The following is a 20,814-nucleotide window of genomic DNA, read 5'->3' as shown; positions in this document are numbered from 1 at the left end:
AGGAGTTCTCTCATGCGTTCCACCGGTCCTCTTGCCGCGCTCGCGGCGACCGCCATGGTCTTCGTCCTCGCCGGCTGCAGCGGCCCGTCCTCCGGGGGCGACCTGAGCTATGAAGACTCCCCGCTGAACAAGTATCTGTCGGCCGCATACGGCGGTGACCTCTCGCCGGAGGAGCAGCAGAAGCTGTCCGAGGAGCGTCAGGCGCAGACCGAGGAGCTCGTGGCGAAGTGCATGTCCGAGGAAGGTTTCGAGTACGCGCCGAACACCGACAACGGTTCGGGGATGATGACCAGCGCCGAGGGCGATTGGGAGCCCGAGAAGCGCGAGTGGGTCGAGAAGTACGGCTACGGGATGATCAACAGCCCGTTCGCCGAGAAGCAGCAGGAGGCGACGGAGGAGGAATACGTCGACCCGAATCAGGACTACGTCGAGTCGCTGTCCGAATCGGAGCAGACCGCTTTCTACGAGACTCTGTACGGCCCCACTCCGGACGAGGAGGAGATGGGCGAGGACGGCAGCTACGAGTACCGCTGGGAAGACGCCGGATGCCAGGGCTGGGCGCAGCACGAGGTCGAGGGTGAGAACGCGGACCCGTTCCAGTCGGAGGAGTTCGCCGATCTCCGCACCAAGATGGAGGAGTTCTGGACCTCGTCGCAGGCCTCGCCCGAGTTCTCCGAGCTGAACAGTGCGTGGGCGGCGTGCATGGACGATGCGGGGGAGCCCGGCTTCACGACCCAGCAGGACGCCATCCAGTCCATCATCGACGAGCAGACTGCGCTTTACGACGCGGCGTACGGTGACGGCTCCGAGCCCGTCGACACGGAGTCTGCCGACTTCGAGGACCCGAACGAGAGCGCCGCCATGAAGGAACTCGGCGAGCGCGAGATCGAGCTGGCCCTCGTGGACCTCGGGTGCCGCGAAAAGACCTCTTACGCGAAGAAGTCGCTCGAGATCCAGTTCGCCCTCGAGGAGAAGTTCGTCGCTGACAACAAGGCGGAGCTCGAGGCGTTCAAGTCGGCAGCCGAGCAGAGCAAGTGATGCGCGACGACGATAAGCCCACGACCGATCTGCCGCCCGACCCGCTCGATCACGACGCCACCACGACCCTCCTCGAGACGTCTTCCGAGGAAGAGAGCGACGCGGAGGAGTCCGAGCCGGAGGCCGATACATCCCGTGTCAGCGGGTGGGGGCGTGTCCTTCGGGGCAACCGCACACTGTGGATCGTCGCGCTCGCCGCGGTGGTCTGCCTGGTGGCGGGTCTCTTGGTCGGTCGCTTCCTGCTTTCGCCCGATGCGTCGAGCGCAGACGCACCCGACGCGGGGTTGGTCACCGTCCCCGCCGAGTTCGGCCCCCTGAGCAATGACGTCACGCTGCGGTCCGATGTCGGATATGCGGATGCCGTCGAAGTGAAGCTCGACACCTCGGCCGTCGACGGCGCGGCGGTCGTCACAGGCCAGGTGCCCGCGGTCGGAGCGACCCTCACTCCGCTGTCGATCGCCCTGGAGGTCGTCGGCCGACCGGTCATCGTGCTGCCCGGCGAGCTGCCGGCGTATCGCACCCTGCGGTTCGGCGTCTCGGGACCGGATGTCATCCAGCTCAAGCAGGCGCTGGTCAGCGTCGGCATCGACGCCGGTGACGTGAATTCAAACGTCTTCGACCAGGCCACCGCGAACGCCGTGGCCCAGTTGTACGCGCAGGCCGGATACCCCGTGCCCGCCCCGGAAGAGGGCGCTTCCGATGCACTGCGCAGCGCGGAGGAGGGAGTGCGCTCCGCGCAGAGCGGGGTCACCCAGGCGCAACAGGCCCTGACCGCAGCGGGTGCAGGCCCCGGCAAGGTGGAGAGCTTCCAAGCCGATGTGAAGGTCGCTCAGGCCGAGCAGGCGCTCGCTGCGGCCCAGGCATCGGGCGAGGGTGTGCAACAAGCGGATTGGGACCTTCAGGCCGCGCGACTCGAGCGTGATCAGCTGTGGGCCGCGAAGAACACCGGGCCGGAGAAGTCCGCTCTCGAGACGGCGCGGGCCGCGGTGACGAGCGCGAACGAGGCGTTGGCCGAAGCTCAGCAGAAGGTGCTGCCGTTCCTGCCCGCGAGCGAGGTGCTCTACCTCACCGAGCTGCCGCGACGGGTCGACGCCGTCAGCGTCGAGCGCGGCACCGTACTCTCCGGTGCGGCGATGACGGTCTCCGGTGCGACGGTGCGTCTCACCGGTGCGGCCGCCGAGGCCGACGCCCGTCTGCTGACGGTCGGCGCCGAAGCGACGTTCGAGCTCCCCGACGGTACCGAACACCGCGCCGTCATCTCGGAGTTGAAGCCCGGCAAGGATGCCAAGGCTCGCTGGGAGGTTCTCCTCGAGCCGGATCCCCTCACGCCGGAACAGATCACGCAGCTGCAGGGCAGCAACGTGCGGGTGAAGATCGCCGTCGGAGCGACGGAGGGCGACGTGCTGTCCGTCCCACTCGCGGCGTTGACCGCGGGCCCGGGCGGTGAATCGCGCGTCGAGGTCGTGGAGTCCGATCCCCGCGAGGGGGAGGATGCCAAGACACGGATCGTCGTCGTCGAGACCGGACTCGCTGCGAAGGGTGCGGTGGAGGTGACGCCGACCGACGGGGAACTCGATGAGGGCGATCTGGTGGTGGTGGGGCGGTGACGCCGGATCAGCCGCTCGTCGAACTCCGCGATGTCACCCGTTCCTTCCCCGGTCCGCCGGAGGTTCAGGCGCTCAAGGCGGCGACGATGAACGTCGCCGCAGGCGACTACATCTCGATCGTGGGCCCGAGCGGCTCGGGAAAGTCGACGATGCTCAACCTGCTCGGCCTGCTGGATCGACCGAGTGTGGGGGAGTACCGGCTCGCGGGTTCGCTCACGGGCGATCTGTCCGACGACGAGCGTGCGGCGGTGCGCGCCCGGTTCATCGGGTTCGTGTTCCAGTCGTTCCACCTGCTTCCGCGTCGCACGGTGCTCGACAATGTACTGATGCCGATGCTGTACAGCGGCGTTCCTCGTCGCGAACGCGAGTCGCGGGCGCGCGAGGCTCTGGGTCGAGTGGGCCTCGGCCATCGGATCGACTTCTTCCCGAGCTCGCTCTCGGGCGGCGAACGTCAACGCGTCGCGGTCGCTCGCGCCGTGGTGAGCGGCCCGAAGCTCCTGCTCGCGGACGAGCCGACCGGAAACCTCGACCAACGGACGTCCGGAGAAGTCATGGAGCTCTTCGAGGAGCTGAACGATGACGGTCTCACGCTCATCGTCATCACCCATGACGATGCCGTCGCCCGTCGAGCGCGTCGCACCATTCGCATCGCCGACGGCCGATTGAGCGAGCTGTGAAGCGTCTGCTCCGCCGCCGCGGCCGGAAGCTCGACGACGTGATGCCCGAGACGGAGACCTCGGAGCCCGGAGCCGGCGAGCACGAAGTCGGCGAGCCCGGAGCCGGAGAGCACGAAGCCGGCGAGCCCGGATCCGGCACGGGCGCCTCGACCCTGTTGCCCGCCGTGAAGCATGCCGACCGGTTCACGTTCCAGGATCTGGTGGCGGAAGCGACGGCGGACATCGGTTCGCGGCCGGCGCGTCTCGTCATGACGATCCTGGGGACGGTGCTCGGCATCGCGTCGCTCGTGGCGACGCTCGGGTTCGCGCAGACGGCGGCCGCGCAGATCGCCCGGCAGTTCGACGGCATCGCGGCGACCCAGGTCGTCGTCACCGCGGCCAAGGCTCAATCCGGGGGCGAGAACAAGACCGTGGCGGCTGGACGCCTCCCGTGGGACTCGCCCGAGCGCGTGAAGCTGCTCGCCGGAGTCGACAGCGCCGCCCTTCTGGGCGAGGTCGAGCTCGCCGAAGGCGAGACGATCACGGCCGTGCCGGTGAACGACCCGTCTGCACCCATCACGGCCTCGCCGCGGCTGTTCGCCGCGACACAGGATCTCCCCGATGTCGTCGACGCCACGCTCGTCACCGGGCGCTTCTTCGACGACGGACACGACGCACGCTCCGACCGCGTCGCCGTGCTCGGTGCGCGAGCGGCGGAGCGGATGGGCATCAACCGTGTCGATTCGCAGCCCTCCGTGTTCATCGCCGGCGTCGCATATTCCGTGATCGGCATCATCGACGACATCGACCGGCGCACAGAGCTCCTCGACTCCGTGATCATCCCGCAGGGCTCGGCGCGGGCCGACTTCGGCCTCGCCGCTCCCTCCGAACTCGCGATCCACATCGCCGTCGGCGCGGGCCCCCAGGTGGCCGAGCAGTCGGTGCTCGCCCTGCAGCCCGATGACCCCGATTCGCTCGAGGCGCGTGCGCCGGCAGCATCCTCCGACCTGAGTCAGAACGTGCAGGCCGACGTCAACGTCGTGTTCCTGATCCTCGGGGTGATCGCCCTGCTCGCCGGAGGCCTGGGAATCGCGAACGTGACCCTGCTGTCGGTGATGGAGCGAACGGGGGAGATCGGCTTGCGGCGCGCCATCGGTGCCACCCGTCGTCAGATCGGTGCGCAGTTCATGGTCGAATCCGTCGTGATCGGCTTCATCGGCGGCATCATCGGTTCGGCGGTGGGGGTGATCGCGGTGATCGTCGTCGCCGCGGTGCAGGGCTGGGCGCCGGTCGCGGATCCGCTCGTCGCTGTGGCCGGAGCGGTCCTCGGTGCCGTCGTCGGTTGGGCATCCGGTTGGTATCCGGCACGCCGAGCCGCGCGCATCGAACCCGTCGCGGCGCTGCGCGGCGGTTGAGCACGCGCCGCGCGCCGAATCACCGAGGGAGGGGCCTGCCGCTAGAATCGATCAAGCACGAAGGAGCAGGAGAATCGGTGGCTGAGAAAGCGGCAAAGTCCAGGGCGAAGGCACAGAAAGCCGACGGCATTCCCATGGGACCCACCGGTCGCCCCTATCACGGGTTCGCGACCCCCGAACCGTTGACGTCGCACGGCCCTGCGCGCATCATCGCCCTCTGCAACCAGAAGGGCGGCGTCGGCAAGACGACGACGACCATCAACCTCGCCGCGGCTCTCGCCGAGTACGGACGTAAGGTGCTCGCCGTCGACTTCGACCCGCAGGGCGCTCTCTCCGCCGGCTTGGGCATCCAGACGCACGACGTGCCGACGATCTACGACCTGCTGCTCGACACCAAGCGCGACGCATACGATGCCATCGTGCACTCCGGTGTCGAGAACCTCGACGTGCTGCCGGCGAACATCGACCTCTCCGCAGCCGAGGTGCACCTCGTCAACGAGGTCGCACGTGAGACCATCCTCGCCCGTGTTCTGCGCCAGGTCGCGGGCGACTACGACGTCATCCTCATCGACTGCCAGCCGTCGCTCGGTCTGCTGACGGTGAACGCTCTCACTGCCGCGCACGGAGTCATCATCCCGCTCGAGTGCGAGTTCTTCGCCCTTCGCGGTGTGGCGCTGCTGATCGAGACGATCGACAAGGTGCGCGACCGGCTGAACCCGTCGATCACGATGGACGGCTTGCTCGCGACGATGTACGACCCCCGCACGCTCCACTCGCGCGAGGTTCTCGAGCGCGTGGTCGAGGCGTTCGGAGACGACGTGCTCGAAACCGTGATCGGCCGCACCGTGAAGTTCCCCGATGCATCGGTCTCGGGCGTGCCCATCACCGAGTTCGCGCCGGAGCACGCCGCCGCACAGGCGTACCTGCGACTGGCGCGGGAGCTGGTCGCCCGTGGTGCCGTCGCCTGAGCCTGACGCCACTCTCGAGCCTGCGGGCGCTCTCGAAATCGCGGTCACAGACATCGCCGTACCTGAAACCGCGGCACCCGAGCCCGGGTTCCGGGTCTCGCTGTCGAACTTCGACGGACCCTTCGACCTGCTCCTGAATCTCATCTCGAAGCATGAGATGGATATCACCGAGATCTCCCTCAGCGCCGTCACGAACGAGTTCATCGCGTACCTTCGGGAACTCGACGGCGACGAGGAGCTGGATCAGGCATCCGAGTTCCTCGTCGTGGCGGCGACGCTGCTCGACATGAAGGTCGCGGGACTGCTGCCCCAGGGTGAGCTGGTGGATGCCGAAGCTGTGGCCCTGCTCGAGGCGCGCGATCTCCTCTTCGCCCGTCTGCTGCAGTATCGGGCGTTCAAAGAGGTGTCGGCGTGGTTCGCGCGATGCCTCCAGCGCGAAGACCGCCGTCATGTGCGGGCGGTCCGTCTCGACGAGAAGCACCGGCGGAAGACCCCGGAGCTGGTCTGGTCGCTCACCGCCGACGACTTCGCCGCCCTGGCACTTCTGGCGTTCGCCCCGAAGGAGATCCCGCACGTCGGACTCGATCACCTGCATGCTCCGCTCGTCAGCATCCGTGAGCAGGCGGCGATCGTCGTGACCCTTCTGCGGGGTACGGAGGCGCTGAGTTTCCGCGAGCTCGTGGCGGGAGTGAGCGAACCCGGCATCGTCGTGGCGCGCTTCATCTCGGTGCTCGAGCTCTACCGCCATGCGGCGCTCTCCTTCGAACAACTGGAACCGCTCGGCGAGCTCACGCTGCGCTGGGCAGCCGACTCCTGGTCGGACGAGACACTGGCGACCCTGGGGGCCGACTATGACCGATGACGTGACCGACGGCTCGACCGAGACCCGTGCGGACGACAGCGCGCTCGACGCTCCACTGACCGAACGCATCGAAGCGATTCTGCTGATCATCGACGAGCCGATCGGCCTGGTCGCCCTCGCTGCGGCCGTCGGGTCTCCGGTGCCGGCCGTACGGCAGTCGATCGAGACGCTCGTCGACGATTACGACGGCAAGGGGCAAGGGCCCCGTCGAGGATTCGAGCTGCGTGAGGTGGGTGGGGGCTGGCGTCTGTACGTGCGCGAGGACCATGACGACCTGATCGCTGAGTTCGTCGGCGGTCAGGCTCCGGCGCGCCTCTCGCAGGCGGCGCTCGAGACGCTCGCCGTGATCGCGTACAAGCAGCCGGTCACCCGCAGCCAGGTCGCGTCGATCCGCGCCGTGAACGTGGACTCGGTCGTGCGCACGCTGCTGGCCCGCGGACTCATCACCGAGCTCTTCGCCGACTCCGAGACCGGCGCCATCAACTACGGAACGACCGATGCGCTGCTGCAGCACCTCGGGATCAACTCGCTCGATGAGCTACCGCCGATCTCGCCGTTGCTCGACGACGGTGCCGATGGCTTTGACGAAGGAACCATCCGATGACGGACCGCAGGGCGCTCAGCGCACGCATCGTCGTCGGATGCAAGGAAGGAACGATCCATGACTGATTTCGCCGCGCCCGAGGGCGTCCGTCTGCAGAAGGTGCTGGCCGCCGCGGGAGTCGCGTCACGTCGCGTCGTCGAGCAGTACATCGTCGAAGGGCGCATCCGCGTCAACGGCGTGGTCGTGGAGGAGCTCGGCCGGCGCATCGACCCGGAGGTCGACCTCGTCGACGTCGACGGCACCGCCATCCAGCTCGACGTCTCGAAGCGCTACGTGATGCTGAACAAGCCCACGGGAGTCGTCAGCAGCATGAAGGACGAGAACGGGCGCCCCGACCTGCGCCGCTTCACCGACGAGTACGAGGAGCGTCTCTACAACGTCGGGCGTCTGGATGCCGAGACCAGTGGTCTGCTCATCCTCACGAACGACGGCGAGCTCGCGCACGTGCTCGCGCACCCGTCGTTCGGAGTGACGAAGGTCTACATCGCCAAGGTCGAGGGAACGGTCACCGCGCAGGCGATCGCGAAGCTGACGAAGGGGATCGACCTCGAAGACGGCACGATCGCCGCCGACAAGGCGCGACTGCTCGACACGTCGCAGGGGTCGAGTCTCGTCGAGCTCACCCTGCACTCGGGACGCAACCGGATCGTTCGTCGGATGCTCGCCGCGGTCGGGCATCCCGTCACCGAGCTCGTCCGTCGCCAGTTCGGCCCGCTCCACCTGGGAGGGCTCCCTGCGGGAAAGACGCGCGAACTGAGTAAAATCGAACTCGGTGCGCTTCTGACTCTGTCGCGCCGTGATTCCGCGGTCGCCGAGGCGCCTGGCGAACAACAGGAGAACGAGTGACCGACACGACGAGTGCGCCCCCGGTGCGAACGGCATCCGTCGTCGCCCCGCGCCTGTCGGGCACCGTCCGCGTCGTGGGCGCAGGCCTTCTCGGCGCGAGTGTCGGGCACGCCCTCCGGGCGAAGGGCATCGACGTCGTCCTGACCGATTCGTCGCCCGCCCAGCTGCGTCTGGCCGTCGATTACGGAGCCGGGCGGATCGAAGCAGACGACGACAGCCCCTCGCTGATCGTCGTGGCCGTTCCGCCCGACGTCACCGCCGATGTCGTGCAGGCCGAGCTCGCCCGCTTTCCGGGTGCCGTCGTCACCGACGTCGCGAGCGTGAAGCTCGAGCCCTTCCGCGTTCTGCGGGAGCGCGGAGTCGACCTCACCCGCTACATCGGTTCGCACCCGCTCGCCGGGCGCGAGCGCGGCGGTGCGATCTCCGCGCGCGCCGACCTGTTCATCGGCCGTCCGTGGGTGGTCTGCCGCGACGGCGACACGAAAGCGTCCGATCTGGCTCTCGTCGAAGCGCTCGCCCTCGACGTGGGTGCCATGCCTTTGGAGATGACGCCGGAGGAGCACGACCGTTCCGTCGCGCTCACCTCGCACGTGCCCCAGGTCATCGCCAGCCTCCTCGCGGCACGCCTCGCCGTTGCCGACGAGGGCGCGCTCCGACTGTCGGGGCAGGGCGTGCGCGACACCACCCGTATCGCCGCATCCGCCCCGGAACTCTGGGTGCAGATCCTCGGCGCGAACGCCGGGCCCGTCGTCGAGATCCTCGATGCCCTGGCCGACGACCTTCGCGACGTCTCCGACGCCCTGCGCGCGCCCGATGCGGTCGGCGCGCGACGTGTGGTCGCCGAGACGATCCGGCACGGGAACGACGGTGTCGAGCGTCTGCCCGGCAAGCACGGCCAGAACCGGCGCTTCGAATCGCTCGTCGTCATGATCGATGACACCGCGGGCCAGCTCGGACGTCTCTTCGGCGAGCTCGGCGAACTCGGCGTGAACGTCGAAGACCTTCGTCTCGAGCATTCGCCCGGCGCCCAGTTCGGCCTGGCCGAGATCAGCGTCGAGCCCGCCGCGTTGCAGGGAGCCGTCTCGGGTCTGCAGGCCCGCGGCTGGCGGATTGCGGGGAACACCAATGACTGACATCTCCACCGGTGCGGCTCAGACGGCGACGTCGGGGCCGGCTGAATTCATCGCGATCGACGGCCCTGCGGGGTCCGGCAAGTCCAGCGTCTCGAAGGCCGTCGCCCGTCGATGCGGCTTCGGCTACCTCGACACCGGCTCCGCATACCGGGCTCTGGCCTGGCACGTGCTCGATCGCGGGGCAGACACCTCCGATGCCGAGGCGGTTCTCGCCGCGGCATCCGACTTCCCTCTGCAGCTCGGACTCGACCCCGACGACCGCACCGTGCGGGTGGGAGAAGTCGACATCACCGACGCGATCCGGGAGCCTCGCGTGTCCGATGCGGTGAGCGGTGTCGCTCGCGTGCCGGCTGTGCGTGCGCAGGTGAACGAACTCTTCCGTAGGCTGGTGGCAGAGGCGCCGTACCCGGCCGTCGTCGTCGAAGGACGAGACATCACGACGGTCGTCGCACCGGACGCCCTCGTTCGCATCCTTCTGACCGCGGCCCCCGAAGTACGGGCCGCACGCCGCGCCGGCGAACTCGCCGGTGAGAATGCGGATGCTGTCGCCGCCGCGTTGCACAAACGCGACGCATCCGACAGCACCGTTGTCGACTTCCTCAACGCCGCAGAAGGCGTCGAGGTCGTCGATTCGACGGAACTCGATTTCCCCCAGACCATCGACGCCGTACTCACGGTGATCGAGCAACTCCGAGGAGCACACCGTGGCTGACGACGAATACGAAGGCGGCCCTGACCACCTCGCCGAGAAGATGGAGGCGCTCGACGAAGAACTCGCCGAGCAGCGCGCGGAAACGCTGCGCCGTGGCCTCGCCGACTACGACCTGGACGAAGAGGATGCTGCGCTTCTCGCGGGCGTCGAGCTGGGAGAGGACGGAATCCAGTTCCTTCCGGCCCTCCCTGTCGTCGCGATCGTGGGGCGCCCGAACGTTGGCAAGTCCGCTCTCGTCAACCGCATCCTCGGTCGCCGCGAGGCCGTCGTGGAGGACACCCCGGGCGTGACCCGCGACCGTGTCACCTACAAGGCGGAGTGGGCGGATCGCCGCTTCACCCTCGTCGACACCGGTGGCTGGGAGCCCGACGCGCGCGGCATCGACCGCTCGGTCGCGGCGCAGGCCGAGATCGCGATCGACCTCTCCGACGTCGTGCTGTTCGTGGTCGACGCCATGGTCGGTGCGACGTCGACCGACGAGCACGTCGTGAAGCTGCTGCGCAAGAGCGGCAAGAAGGTGTTCCTCGTCGCGAACAAGGTCGACGACGTGCGCCAGGAGCCCGAGGCCGCCGCTCTCTGGAACCTCGGTCTCGGTGAGCCGCACCCCGTCTCGGCGATCCACGGACGTGGTGTCGCCGACCTTCTCGACGCGCTGCTGAAGGAACTCCCGGAGATCTCCGCGGTCGCCAAGGCTGAGATCGGTGGTCCGCGTCGCGTGGCGATCCTGGGTCGTCCGAACGTCGGCAAGTCCTCCCTGCTGAACAAGGCGGCGGGGGAGGAGCGCGTGGTCGTGAACGACCTCGCCGGCACCACGCGCGACCCCGTCGACGAGATCGTCGAACTCGGTGGCAAGCTCTGGCGTCTGATCGACACCGCCGGCATCCGCCGTCGTGTGCACATGGCGCAGGGTGCGGACTTCTACGCGTCGCTCCGTACCTCGGCGGCACTGGAGAAGGCCGAGGTCGCCGTCGTCGTGCTCGACGTCTCGGAGACGATCAGCGAGCAGGACATCCGCATCATCGACCTCGTTCTCGAGTCCGGCCGCGCGCTGGTTCTCGCATTCAACAAGTGGGATCGTCTCAACGACACCGACCTCGAGAATGCGGATCGTCGCCACTACCTCGAGCGCGAGATCGAGCAGGACCTCGCGCACGTGGCGTGGGCGCCCCGCGTGAACATCTCCGCGAAGACGGGCCGTCACCTCGACAAGCTCGTTCCGGCGCTGGAGACCTCGCTCGAGAACTGGGATCGCCGTATCCCCACCGGCAAGTTCAACGCCTTCCTGGCAGAGCTGGTCGCCGAGCACCCGCACCCTCTCCGCGGCGGCAAGCAGCCGCGCATCCTCTTCGGTACGCAGGCATCGACCCGCCCGCCGACGTTCGTGCTGTTCACCACCGGATTCCTCGACCCGGGCTACCGACGGTTCATCCAGCGTCGCCTGCGCGAGCTGTACTACTTCGAAGGAACCCCGATCGTGATCAACATGCGCGTGCGTGAGAAGCGTCAGCGCTGAGACGAGGTTTCGTGAACAGCGGACGTTCCCTTCGGGGGCGCCCGCTGTTTTCGTTCTATGACCGGTTCGGCGCTGATCGGACGAGGCTGTGACAGGCTGGGGGAGTGACGATCGTTCCTCCAGCCCCCGGTGAGCCGCGTCGCCCGGAAGGGCCGCGCGATCCCGGCGACGCCTGGGTGGTCGCGCCGACCGGGGAGCGGTACTGGGGGCGCTTCGGCGCTGCCGGGCTGCTGGCGGTCGATGCGGAGCGTGGCGTGCTGCTGCAGCACCGCGTCGCCTGGAGCCATTTCGGCGGCACGTGGGGGCTGCCCGGAGGTGCGCTGCACGAGGGTGAGGGCGCGATCGCCGGGGCGCTGCGCGAAGCGCAGGAAGAAGCCGGTGTGCCCGACGGAGCCGTGCGCCCGCGTTTCACGAGCGTGCTCGATCTCGGCGTATGGACGTACACGACCGTCGTGGCGGATGTGCAGACGCCCTTCGACCCGGTGATCAGCGATCCGGAGAGCGTCGCGCTCGAATGGGTGTCGATCGACGAGGTCGACGCTCGACCTCTGCACCCCGGGTTCGCGGCGTCATGGCCCGAACTGCGTCGGTTGCTCGCCGAGCGCGTGCGGCTCGTCGTCGATGCCGCCAACGTCGTCGGCTCTGTGCCCGACGGATGGTGGAAAGACCGTGCCGGTGCGACAGCGCGTCTGGCCGATCGTCTCGATGGCGTCGGTATCGCCGCGGCGGAGCTGGGCCTCGGTGCCACCGAGTGGTTCCCGGACGTCTCGCTCGTCGTGGAGGGGCAGGCTCGCGCCGTCGAAGCGGATGCGGGAACGGTGTCGATCGTGCGAGCGGATGCCGCGGGCGACGACGAGATCGTCGCCGAGGTCGAGCGGCGGCTCGCGCCCGGTGAGTCCGTCGTCGGCGTGACGAGCGACCGTGAGCTCGCAGGACGCATCGAACGCACAGGGTCGGGGTCAGGGTCGGGCTCGGCGCAGGTGCGATCGGCCGGCTGGCTTCTGGCGCTGCTGCAGCCCGCGAGCAGCGGCAGCTGAGCGCGGTTCCGCACCGCTCGCCTCATACGAACATCACTCGTCGGGACGGATGGTCGGGATAGCGCCGGCCCAGAGGGCTCGACCACTCGATCGATCCATCGGGGAGCGCCCGCGCCGACCACCGATGATCACTGCCGACATCCGGATGCTTGAGCGCATGATGCCCGCGACAGAAATAGCTGAGATTGTCGAGTCGTGTTCGGCCGCCCTGGGCATGGTCGTGGTTGTGGTCGATGTCGCACCGGTGCACGGGCATGCGGCATCCGGGAAAGCGGCAATGCTGATCGCGAGCGCGGAGGAACCGACGCATTCCTTCGGTGGGTGTGTACGTGTCTGTCTCAGTGACCATGCCGTCGGAGTCGAGGAAGAGTCGACTCCACCCGGTGTGGCGTCCTGCGAGAGCCCGGGCGATGTCGGGATCGAGCGGGCCGTGCCCGTCGAGCTCGGCGGGACGGTCGTCGAGGCCGGCGAGCGTCGTCGCGGCGACCGTGACCTGGACGCGTGCCTGGATGCGGTCGAGTCCGGTTCCGAGCGCCTCGCTCGGCTCGGACGCGAGGAGGAGATCGGTGAAGAGGTCGGCACGGATCTGCTCAAGCGTACGGGCGTCGCCGGGAAGGCGCTCGACGTCGGGGCTCGAGCTCGGATCGACGAGCGGATCGACCAGGCCGTGCATCACTTCACGGTGCGCGCTCGGATGCTCGGCGAGCGGATCGGTGGTGAAGGTCGTGGAATCGCCGAAGATCACTCCGGCGAGCGGGTCATCGAGCGCGATGTCTTCCGGGCGCACCAGGACATCGGGATCGAAGTCCGCGCCCTCGGCCGGGCCGAGAGCCGGGATGCGCTCATCGCGCGTCTGCACGATGCGCCGAGCCATCTGCGTGATGCGGTCTTGGATCGACACCGCGAGGGACTCGGGGAGGACGGCGGTGAGGAGCGCCAGCCCGTCGTCGAGTGATCGCACATGCACGCAGCGCTCGTCGGCTGCCCTGGTGTGGCGCTCCGTGAGCGTCTCGCCGGCCAGCGCGGCGGCCACCTGGCGCGCATGCGTTCGGGTTCGTGCAGCGGTGTCGCTCTCGGCGACCACGAGCACCGCGGTCTCGTAGAGCGCGAGCACCCCGGCATCCGCCCGTCCGTTGCGCACTGCCTCGGTGACGATCGCCGCAGCCCGGCAGATCTCGCGCACGTGACCCGAGGTGATCGCACCCCCGGCGAATGACTCCTGCACGGTCGGAAGCCGGGTCGACAGGGCGAGAGCATCGGCGAAGTCGAAATCGACCCTGCCTTTCGACAGGTGACCCGCCGCCGAATACTCCGCGACCATCGAGCGGTACAACGAATCCCGATGGAACGGGTGGGCCCGAACATCCGCCTCGTGCTCATCGATCCGCTCACTCAAGAGCGCTGCGGCGCGCGCCTCGAGGCGCGCGATGTGACGACGTACGGCGACCCACTCATCGAGCAGTCGACGACGTTCCTCGATGTCGAGGGAGAGGTCTTCGGTCGGCTGCATGATCCCAGTTTAGAACATATGTTCGAATCTGGAAAGAGGTCAGCGGAAGAAGTCGTCCGATTCTGGTTCGGATCGTGCGTGCAGACGATCGATCTCGCGTCGCTCTCGTTTCGTGGGCCGCCCGGCGCCGCGGTCGCGCATTCCGAGGGCGGCCTGCGGCTCGCGCTCGGGCGTGCGATCGTCGTAGGCGAGTGCCGCCAGCGGGGCCCCGACGCGCTTGACGAGGAGCTGCTTGACGATGAGGATGCGGTCGAACCCGGAGATGCGGATACGTACCTCATCTCCGATCTTCACGGCCTGCGCCGCCTTCACCTTGTCGGTGTTGACTCGCACATGCCCGGCGCGGCATGCAGTGGTCGCCGCCGATCGCGTCTTGTACACGCGCACGGCCCACAGCCAGCTGTCGACCCGGACGGTTGAGCTCATGACGCCTTCTTTCGGGTCAGTGCCAGCAGCGCACCGGCGACGATCAGTCCCTGCCCGAGCGTGTAGGTGAGCATGATCACCGCACTGCCCCAGGGGGACACAGCGTCCGGAAGGAAGAGACGGAAGGCGAGGATCGTGTCGCTGACGAGGAAGAAGACTCCTCCCACCATGGCGGCGGGGTGGCAGCGGGTGGCGAACGCCGCCGTCGCACCGAGCACGATTCCGTAGACCGCGACGGCGATGAGCAGATCGCCGGTGTGTGGGCCGAGAGCGAGGACCATCCCGAGCCACCATGCCGCGAAGACCAGCGCCCACCAGGGCATCCGTCGCCGAGCGAGATAGCGGGCGAAAAGCGCGATGTATGCCAGATGCGCGATACCGAAGAAGCCGAGCATCAGCGGCAGCTCCGGAGCGGTCGGGAAGAACGCGCCGACGCTGTCGCCGAGCCAGGAGAACAGGAGGGCGGCCAGGATCAGCACGATGGCGCCGCGCGGAGCGATCCGCCTCGCCAGCGCGATGACCGGGAGCGCCAGCAACGGCATGAGGGCGATCTTCGTCGGTCCGGCGAGCGGGCTGCCGGTCGTCAGGAACATCACGTGCGCGACCGACACGATGATGTAGGGAGCGAATGTCCACACCAGGGTCGGGATCGGGACGCGTCGCTGCATGTCCCCATCGTACGGTCGGCGTGGGACGGGCGCCGACGTGTCAGGATTCGACGGTGACGTGGGCGACGGTGCCGTCACGGTCGAGGTGCGCGGCCGGCCAGTAGCCCTCGGGGAAGTGCGTGCCGCAGCTGTCGTTGAGATGGAAGACGACCGTGCCCTCGGATGTCGCCTCGATCGCGTCGAGCACCAGATCGGATGCCGCGTCGTCGAGTTCGTGCGGCGCGGGTTCTCCCTGGCTGAAGGTCGTGACGACGGCATCCGATGCGACGCGGCGAATCGTCGCGAGGTCGGCGACGACCTCGCGCAGTCGGGGGAGGAGCGCGGCGGCTTCGTCTGCCGACGTGCCCTCGAGCATGAGCTCGATTTCGGTGCCTTCGACCGTCAGCGTTCCCGCGTACCAGTCGTGCGTGAGGACGGTGCCGTCGGTGAGTTCCGTCGTGGCGCGAAGGAAGGTGCCGAGGGCGGGGTCTTCGATGATCGGATGCTCGTCGCTCATGTCTTCACGCTAGTCGTCCGTCCGCTCACGCCGACAGATCGAGGGCGACGAGCGCGCGCCCCGGCTTGAGCGGCACACGCTCTTCGAACCCTGCGGCGAGGAATGTGCCGAGCGTGCCGTGGAAGAGGTCGTTGCTGCGCTGCTTCTCGCCGCGCGTGTCGACAGGATAGCCCTCGATGAGTCGCGCCCCCGAGGCGCGCGCGTAGTCGACCGCTGCTTGGAGCAACTCTGCATTCAACCCCGTGCCGCGATGTTCGCGACGCACCACGAAACACGTCACGGCCCACACCGACTCATCGTCGAACGGCTCGGTGCTGGCGGCAGCGATCATGCGCGTGCGGGGGAGTCGCGCCTGGCGCGTGCGGGGCCCGATGCGGATCCACCCGGCGGCCTCGCCGTCGACGTAAGCAACGAGGCCCGGTGGGGGACCGGCATCGATCTCTTCGCGGAACATCTCGGTGCGCTCGGGAGTCGTGGTCTGCTGCCAGTCCTTGTTGGTGAGCACCGGCCAGAGGCACTGACAGCTCGCGCCGTCGCCGCCACCCGTAAGTGCGTGCTGCACGTCGTCCCAGCGGGCGATGGTCGCCGCCTCGGTCGTGATCGTCGTCATGCGCGGCACGTTACGCCGGGCATCCGACACACGCAACGCCGTGGTTCGCGGACGCTCTCAGGAACGGCTAAGATAGTGGAGTTGCCTGCGCGAGAGTGCAGAACAACGGGCTGTGGCGCAGCTTGGTAGCGCACTTGACTGGGGGTCAAGGGGTCGCAGGTTCAAATCCTGTCAGCCCGACCACAAAGCCCCGGAGAACCGCAAGATCATGCGGAACTCCGGGGCTTTTTCTCTACCCTCAGCGATCGGGCCGACCGTCATCGCATACATGTCCCAGGTGACGACGTGAGCTGCGACCAGGCCGCGACAACTTGCTCAGGGCACGAGCACGATACGCCCGAACACCTCACCGGCATCCATGAGTCGGTGCGCCTCGGCGGCGGCGCTCAGCGCGAGGGTGTCGTGAACCACAGGGGAGAGGATGCCGCGAACCGTCTCGTCGAACATCTCGCCTCGCACACGAATGAGTTCGTCGCGTGGAATGGTGTCGAGGCTGAGCGTTCCGAAGGTGATCGATCGGCGGAAGCCGGCGAGAAGCGCCGTGCCGAAGTCGGCGGGAGGGAATCCGCCGACCACACCCACGGCGATCAGGCGACCATTGGGCGCGAGCCGCTCGATGAAACGGGGGAGTTCTGCGCCACCGACGATGTCGAGGATGACGTCGAACTCGGCCGGGGCCCCCGGATCGCCCGCTCCGGCGCGATCGAGCACGTGTGTGGCGCCGAACGTGCGCAGTCGCTCCCCACGCTCGGGGGACGACGTGGTGACGGCCACGGCCGAGGCGCCGCCCCGAGCAGCCAGCTCGACAGCGGCCAGCCCGATGCTCCCGGCGGCTCCCCGCACGAGCACGGATTCACCCTCGACGAAGCGGGCGCGTTCGAGCGCGAAATGCGCGACAGGGGCAGCGCCACCGAGGGTCACGGCCTCGACGGACGTCAGTTCGGATGGCAGTGCGACGATTTCATCGGCGCGAGCGATCACGTACTCGGCGTACCCGCCCGAGATCCCCGTGAAGGCCCAGACGCGGCGGCCGACCCACGCGGGATCGACATCGGCTCCGGTCGCCGTCACGACGCCGGCCGCCTCGCTTCCCAGGATCATTCCCGGTTCGCGAGTCGCTTCGGCGATCCCGCCTCGACGGATCACGACGTCGACCCCGCCGACGCCGATCGCCTCCGATCGAACGAGCACCTCGCCGACTCCGGGCGTCGGGACGGGAAGATCCGTCACCTCCATCCCACTCGGGTCGCCGAAGGTCCGGATGATCACTGCGCGCATGGGTGCACTCCGTTTCGCGGCGGGGGTTCGGACCCGCCCACCGAAACGTAACGGACGCCTGCGTCCACTTGACTAAAGTGAGACACATGCCTGCGACACTGCCTCAGGACCTGCGCTCCGATGCGAAGGAGAACCGCGACCGCGTCATCGCTGCGGCGCGCGAGCTGTTCGGGACCGACGGGCTGGAGGTGACGATGCGACAGATCGCCCGGCATGCCGGCGTGGGGCCGGCCACCCTCTACCGGAGATTCCCCACGAAGGCTGATCTCATCCGTGCTGCCTTCGTGGACGAGCTCGAGGCCTGTCACTCGATCGTTGCCGACGCCGTCGCAGACACCGACCCGTGGCGCGGTTTCCGCAGCATCATCGAGCGGGTAATGGTTCTCAACGTCCGGAACCAGGGCTTCACGGACGCATTCCTCTCCGCCTACCCCGATGCCGTCGACTTTCGAGCACAGCGCGAGGAGGCAGTGCGGGGGATCGTCACCGTCGCTCGTGGTGCCATCGAAGTCGGCGCGTTGCGCGCCGACTTCGTCCTGGACGACTTCCTGATCGTCCTGCTCGCTGCGCGTGGACTCTCACGCACGACGGAGGCGGAGCGCACTCGTACCGCGCGGCGCTACGCGGCGCTCGTGATCGACGGACTGCGTGCGTCCGACCGGCACGGACCGCTCCCATCCGCTCCGCGACTCCTCCGGAGCGTCATCCCAGGGTAGACTGCAGGGCTTTGTCGTGTCCGGCAGCAAGCTGTTCAGTCATCCGTATACGGCATCACAGTCCTGCCCGTCCGGTCGCCCAGTAGGTCTTGGTCGTGACGGCTCGGCGGTCGAGGAGTCCGTGGCCCACGAGCATCCGGCGCTGCTGCTGAAGGGAGCCTGCGTGTCCGAGGAGCAGCGCGCCGTGGATTCCGGCGAGGCGGTCGTCCGCGGCAGCTTCTTCGAGCCACGCCTGTATCGCCGTTCCCGGCTCCGTGTGGGCGGGGAGGAACTGATACTGGGGCCACCTCTCCCGTAACGCAGCGACGGAACTCGGAGCGGTTTCGAGCGCCACGATCGATGATGGGACGCCGCGAGCATAAGCGTCGATGGTGCCGAGTGCTGATCCGTCGCCGAGGATGAGGCGTGGGGCGGGAGGAAGTCGCAGCGGTCGGTGCTTAGTGGCGACCAACGTCACGTCTTCTCCTCTGCTCAGCCGGCCTACCCAGGCAGTTCCTGGTCCGTCGGCGTCGAGAGCGACGAGGATGCAGAGCCGGTCATGCCCGGTGACGCGGTAGGCGGTGTAGCGGCGTGCCTGGGTTGAGGTCGCCATGATCTGAATCTCGTGGCCGGGTTGCCAGCCTCCTGTGGGCGGGCTCGCCCGGAACTCGACGTCGAGGAAGCCCGGCGCGGGCTTCGCGGTATCGAGAACGTGGGCGGAGTGGCCGCTCAGTGTCTGGGCGAGCGTGCCGACCAGTGCGGGAAAAGTGGGCATGGGGGTGCTCCGTCGGTCATTCGGCAGGGGGCGGATTCGTGTCGGCAGTGGAGGACCGCGCGGCGTGCGGTCACGGCTCCAGGGCGACGACGAGTTCCACTTCTATGAGCGCCTCGGGTGCGAAGAGGGCGGGGACGCCGATCAGCGTGCTTGCGGGTGGTTCGCTGCGCCCGTCACGAAGCGGACCGACGACGTCGAGGAGTAGTGCGGGGGCATAGTCGACGACATAGACGGTCTCTTTCACGATGGCGTCTCGGGAGAGGCCGAGTTCATTAAGCGTGACGTCGATGTTTCGCGCGATCTGCTCCGCTTGTTCCCGGTGGTTGCCGATCCCCGCCCACGTGCCATCCACCCGTTGGGCGACCTGCCCGGAGACGAAGGCGAGCGGTCCGGTCGCCTGGACGACCTGGCTGATGAACCCGGGCGCCCCGTGCAGGGCGGCGGGGTTCGACCGGTGGACGGTCATCGGTGGATTCCGTCTGCCGTCGGAGCGTCGCTGATTCCAGCGAGCGCGTACCCGTCCGGGCGGACGATGATCGACCCGGCCGGGGGAAGGTCGTCGGCGCGGATCCGCACCGCCTGGACATCGGCGACCGGCGCCTTGCTGAGAAAGGCGGGCATCGAGAGGGGCGGATGACCCGGCACACTCACGCGGACGAAGTGTCCGTCGGACAGTGCGCGGTGCACCGATGAACCGTCGGTCAGCGGCAGGTCGGGAATCCGTCGTCCCGCCCAGGAATCCGCCTCCGCATCCGCAGCCAGCGGCTCGGGGTAGGAGATCGAGAAGCCGGACACCTCTCCGGCCATGGCGCGGTTGGCCTCCGGAACCGCGAGCAGGCCGCTGACGACATCGCGGAGGGAGGCGTTCGCGGGGGTGAAGGTAGATACGAGCTGATACTGGGCGACGGTGTTGGCGAACAGTCGTTCTCCGATGGGTCGTCTCTCGCTCTCGTACGTGTCGAGGAGGTCCTCGGAGGCCCGGCCGGTCGCGGTCAGCGCGAGCTTCCAGCCCAGGTTCATCGCATCCTGCACTCCCACGTTCAGTCCTTGACCGCCCATCGGTGCGTGAATGTGGGCGGCGTCTCCGGCCAAGAGGGTCCTGCCCGCGCGGTAGGTGGAGGCCAACCGGGTCTCGTTGGTGAAGCGGGTCAGCCAGGAAGCATCGCGTGCGCCGAAGTCGCTGCCGGTGGTCCGCCGCAGCGACTCGCTCAGCTCTTCGAGGGTGAGGGGCTCATGCTGCGGTACGTGACGGCGCGCGGTGTCCAAGACGATGACTCGCGAATGGACGCCGTCACCGGACGGGATGATGTTCGCCCCACCGAACTCGTTCTCGCCGCCACCGAGCGGCGCATCGGCAGGAAGGTCGAGTACGACATCGCCCATCGCGATGGAGTCCGTGGCAGGCAACCCCGGGAAGTCGATACCCGCGGTTCGACGCACGATGCTCCGCGCGCCGTCCGTGCCAACCACCCATCGCGACGAGACCGCCGTGCCGTCGTCCAGTGCGAGATCGACACGATCGCCGCGGTCTTCCACCGCCGTGACGAGCGCGCCGCGCCGCACCTCGACGCCGACCTCGAGCGCGTGTGCCTCGAGGATGGCCTCGGTGCGCGACTGCGGGATGAACAGCGTGAACGGGTGCGGCGAATCGAACGGTGAGAAGTCCAGGCGCGTATCCAGACCCGCGAAGTGCCAGGTCGGCATCGGTTGCCCGACTTCCAGGAAACGCGACGAGAGTCCGCGCAATCCGAAGGTCTCCAGCGTGCGCCCGTGGATCGTCAACGCGCGCGACTGGGTGACCCGCTCGCGTCGTCGCTCCAGCAGCACGACGCGCGCTCCGCCGAGGGCCGCTTCGGCAGCCAACCAGAAACCCACCGGACCGCCTCCCACGATGGCGATGTCGTAGCCTGAAGCCTGTTCCCTTACAGCGTTAGTCATATCGGGAGTATTGCCCTAACGGTGTTA

General features: G+C 68.1%; 22 protein-coding genes and 1 tRNA gene. 14 read left to right on the top strand and 9 right to left on the bottom strand.

Going from position 1 to position 20,814, the window contains the following annotated elements; genetic code table 11:
- Positions 1 to 12 precede the first annotated feature (12 nt).
- The 12 genes from ACIOSY_RS12870 to ACIOSY_RS12815 all read left to right on the top strand — a co-directional run bounded on the left by ACIOSY_RS12870 (position 13) and on the right by ACIOSY_RS12815 (position 12,391).
- The gene (locus tag ACIOSY_RS12870; RefSeq protein ID WP_400853781.1) at positions 13 to 1,038 is read left to right on the top strand and encodes a hypothetical protein; all 1,026 of its coding nucleotides are present in this window, start codon (positions 13 to 15) and stop codon (positions 1,036 to 1,038) included.
- Positions 1,038 to 2,645 (top strand): hypothetical protein, encoded by a 1,608-nt coding sequence (locus ACIOSY_RS12865; RefSeq protein ID WP_400853779.1) that lies wholly within the window; start codon positions 1,038 to 1,040, stop codon positions 2,643 to 2,645. The genes ACIOSY_RS12870 and ACIOSY_RS12865 overlap by 1 nt, the downstream gene beginning before the upstream one ends.
- Positions 2,642 to 3,322, top strand: a complete 681-nt coding sequence (locus ACIOSY_RS12860; protein ID WP_400853777.1) for an ABC transporter ATP-binding protein — start codon at positions 2,642 to 2,644, stop codon at positions 3,320 to 3,322. The genes ACIOSY_RS12865 and ACIOSY_RS12860 overlap by 4 nt, the downstream gene beginning before the upstream one ends.
- Entirely contained in the window at positions 3,319 to 4,716 is a 1,398-nt protein-coding gene (locus tag ACIOSY_RS12855) for an ABC transporter permease (protein ID WP_400853775.1), read from the top strand. The genes ACIOSY_RS12860 and ACIOSY_RS12855 overlap by 4 nt, the downstream gene beginning before the upstream one ends.
- Positions 4,717 to 4,850: 134 nt before the next feature.
- Complete coding sequence (locus ACIOSY_RS12850) at positions 4,851 to 5,684, top strand: ParA family protein (RefSeq protein WP_400853859.1); 834 nt, start codon at positions 4,851 to 4,853, stop codon at positions 5,682 to 5,684.
- A 37-nt stretch (positions 5,685 to 5,721) separates the two neighbouring features.
- Positions 5,722 to 6,546 carry a segregation and condensation protein A gene (locus ACIOSY_RS12845; RefSeq protein ID WP_400853857.1) on the top strand — a complete coding sequence of 275 codons (825 nt, stop codon included), beginning with the start codon at positions 5,722 to 5,724 and terminating at the stop codon, positions 6,544 to 6,546.
- Positions 6,536 to 7,150: an SMC-Scp complex subunit ScpB gene (scpB, locus tag ACIOSY_RS12840; RefSeq protein WP_400853773.1), complete on the top strand. Its 615-nt coding sequence runs from the start codon at positions 6,536 to 6,538 to the stop codon at positions 7,148 to 7,150. Before ACIOSY_RS12845 ends, scpB begins: the two co-directional genes overlap by 11 nt.
- Positions 7,151 to 7,207: 57 nt before the next feature.
- Positions 7,208 to 7,996 (top strand): pseudouridine synthase, encoded by a 789-nt coding sequence (locus ACIOSY_RS12835; protein WP_400853771.1) that lies wholly within the window; start codon positions 7,208 to 7,210, stop codon positions 7,994 to 7,996.
- On the top strand, positions 7,993 to 9,129 hold the full coding sequence (locus tag ACIOSY_RS12830) for a prephenate dehydrogenase (protein WP_400853769.1): 1,137 nt from the start codon (positions 7,993 to 7,995) through the stop codon (positions 9,127 to 9,129). The genes ACIOSY_RS12835 and ACIOSY_RS12830 overlap by 4 nt, the downstream gene beginning before the upstream one ends.
- Complete coding sequence (cmk, locus tag ACIOSY_RS12825) at positions 9,122 to 9,841, top strand: (d)CMP kinase (protein WP_400853767.1); 720 nt, start codon at positions 9,122 to 9,124, stop codon at positions 9,839 to 9,841. The genes ACIOSY_RS12830 and cmk overlap by 8 nt, the downstream gene beginning before the upstream one ends.
- A 40-nt stretch (positions 9,842 to 9,881) precedes the next feature.
- A complete protein-coding gene (gene der / locus ACIOSY_RS12820; RefSeq protein WP_400853855.1) occupies positions 9,882 to 11,354 on the top strand; it encodes a ribosome biogenesis GTPase Der in 1,473 nt (490 codons plus the stop codon).
- Between the two features lie 104 nt (positions 11,355 to 11,458).
- Positions 11,459 to 12,391 carry an NUDIX domain-containing protein gene (locus ACIOSY_RS12815; protein WP_400853765.1) on the top strand — a complete coding sequence of 311 codons (933 nt, stop codon included), beginning with the start codon at positions 11,459 to 11,461 and terminating at the stop codon, positions 12,389 to 12,391.
- A gap of 22 nt (positions 12,392 to 12,413) precedes the next feature.
- Here ACIOSY_RS12815 and ACIOSY_RS12810 read toward each other — a convergent pair whose 3' ends face one another.
- The 5 genes from ACIOSY_RS12810 to ACIOSY_RS12790 are packed head-to-tail and all read right to left on the bottom strand — an operon-like array spanning position 12,414 to position 16,101.
- Complete coding sequence (locus tag ACIOSY_RS12810; protein WP_400853763.1) at positions 12,414 to 13,901, bottom strand: DUF222 domain-containing protein; 1,488 nt, start codon at positions 13,899 to 13,901, stop codon at positions 12,414 to 12,416.
- A 39-nt stretch (positions 13,902 to 13,940) separates the two neighbouring features.
- A complete protein-coding gene (locus ACIOSY_RS12805; protein WP_400853761.1) occupies positions 13,941 to 14,327 on the bottom strand; it encodes an RNA-binding S4 domain-containing protein in 387 nt (128 codons plus the stop codon).
- Complete coding sequence (locus ACIOSY_RS12800) at positions 14,324 to 14,995, bottom strand: lysoplasmalogenase (protein WP_400853759.1); 672 nt, start codon at positions 14,993 to 14,995, stop codon at positions 14,324 to 14,326. The genes ACIOSY_RS12805 and ACIOSY_RS12800 overlap by 4 nt, the downstream gene beginning before the upstream one ends.
- 40 nt (positions 14,996 to 15,035) lie before the next feature.
- Entirely contained in the window at positions 15,036 to 15,491 is a 456-nt protein-coding gene (locus tag ACIOSY_RS12795; RefSeq protein WP_400853757.1) for a hypothetical protein, read from the bottom strand.
- Positions 15,492 to 15,516: 25 nt separating this feature from the next.
- On the bottom strand, positions 15,517 to 16,101 hold the full coding sequence (locus ACIOSY_RS12790; protein WP_400853755.1) for a GNAT family N-acetyltransferase: 585 nt from the start codon (positions 16,099 to 16,101) through the stop codon (positions 15,517 to 15,519).
- A 106-nt stretch (positions 16,102 to 16,207) separates the two neighbouring features.
- On the opposite strand from ACIOSY_RS12790, the gene ACIOSY_RS12785 reads away from it, so the two are divergent.
- A tRNA-Pro gene (locus ACIOSY_RS12785) sits at positions 16,208 to 16,284 on the top strand.
- Positions 16,285 to 16,416: 132 nt separating this feature from the next.
- Here ACIOSY_RS12785 and ACIOSY_RS12780 read toward each other — a convergent pair.
- On the bottom strand, positions 16,417 to 17,379 hold the full coding sequence (locus tag ACIOSY_RS12780; protein WP_400853753.1) for an alcohol dehydrogenase catalytic domain-containing protein: 963 nt from the start codon (positions 17,377 to 17,379) through the stop codon (positions 16,417 to 16,419).
- An 86-nt stretch (positions 17,380 to 17,465) separates the two neighbouring features.
- Here ACIOSY_RS12780 and ACIOSY_RS12775 point away from each other — a divergent pair, with 86 nt between their 5' ends.
- Positions 17,466 to 18,095: a TetR/AcrR family transcriptional regulator gene (locus ACIOSY_RS12775; RefSeq protein WP_400853751.1), complete on the top strand. Its 630-nt coding sequence runs from the start codon at positions 17,466 to 17,468 to the stop codon at positions 18,093 to 18,095.
- 55 nt (positions 18,096 to 18,150) lie between these two features.
- Here the strand turns inward: ACIOSY_RS12775 and ACIOSY_RS12770 are convergent, their stop codons facing one another.
- From ACIOSY_RS12770 to ACIOSY_RS12760, 3 genes are all read right to left on the bottom strand, one after another.
- Positions 18,151 to 18,849, bottom strand: coding sequence for a hypothetical protein (locus tag ACIOSY_RS12770; protein WP_400853749.1), 699 nt, complete (start codon positions 18,847 to 18,849; stop codon positions 18,151 to 18,153).
- Between the two features lie 70 nt (positions 18,850 to 18,919).
- On the bottom strand, positions 18,920 to 19,315 hold the full coding sequence (locus ACIOSY_RS12765) for a RidA family protein (RefSeq protein ID WP_400853747.1): 396 nt from the start codon (positions 19,313 to 19,315) through the stop codon (positions 18,920 to 18,922).
- Positions 19,312 to 20,787 (bottom strand): FAD-dependent monooxygenase, encoded by a 1,476-nt coding sequence (locus ACIOSY_RS12760; RefSeq protein WP_400853745.1) that lies wholly within the window; start codon positions 20,785 to 20,787, stop codon positions 19,312 to 19,314. Before ACIOSY_RS12760 ends, ACIOSY_RS12765 begins: the two co-directional genes overlap by 4 nt.
- Between the last annotated feature and the right edge of the window lie 27 nt (positions 20,788 to 20,814).

It is taken from the genome of Microbacterium sp. NPDC087665, from assembly GCF_044743285.1.
GTDB lineage: Bacteria > Actinomycetota > Actinomycetes > Actinomycetales > Microbacteriaceae > Microbacterium.
The sequence above is the reverse complement of the archived record's forward strand: the minus strand, read 5'-3'. Positions and strand labels throughout refer to the sequence as shown.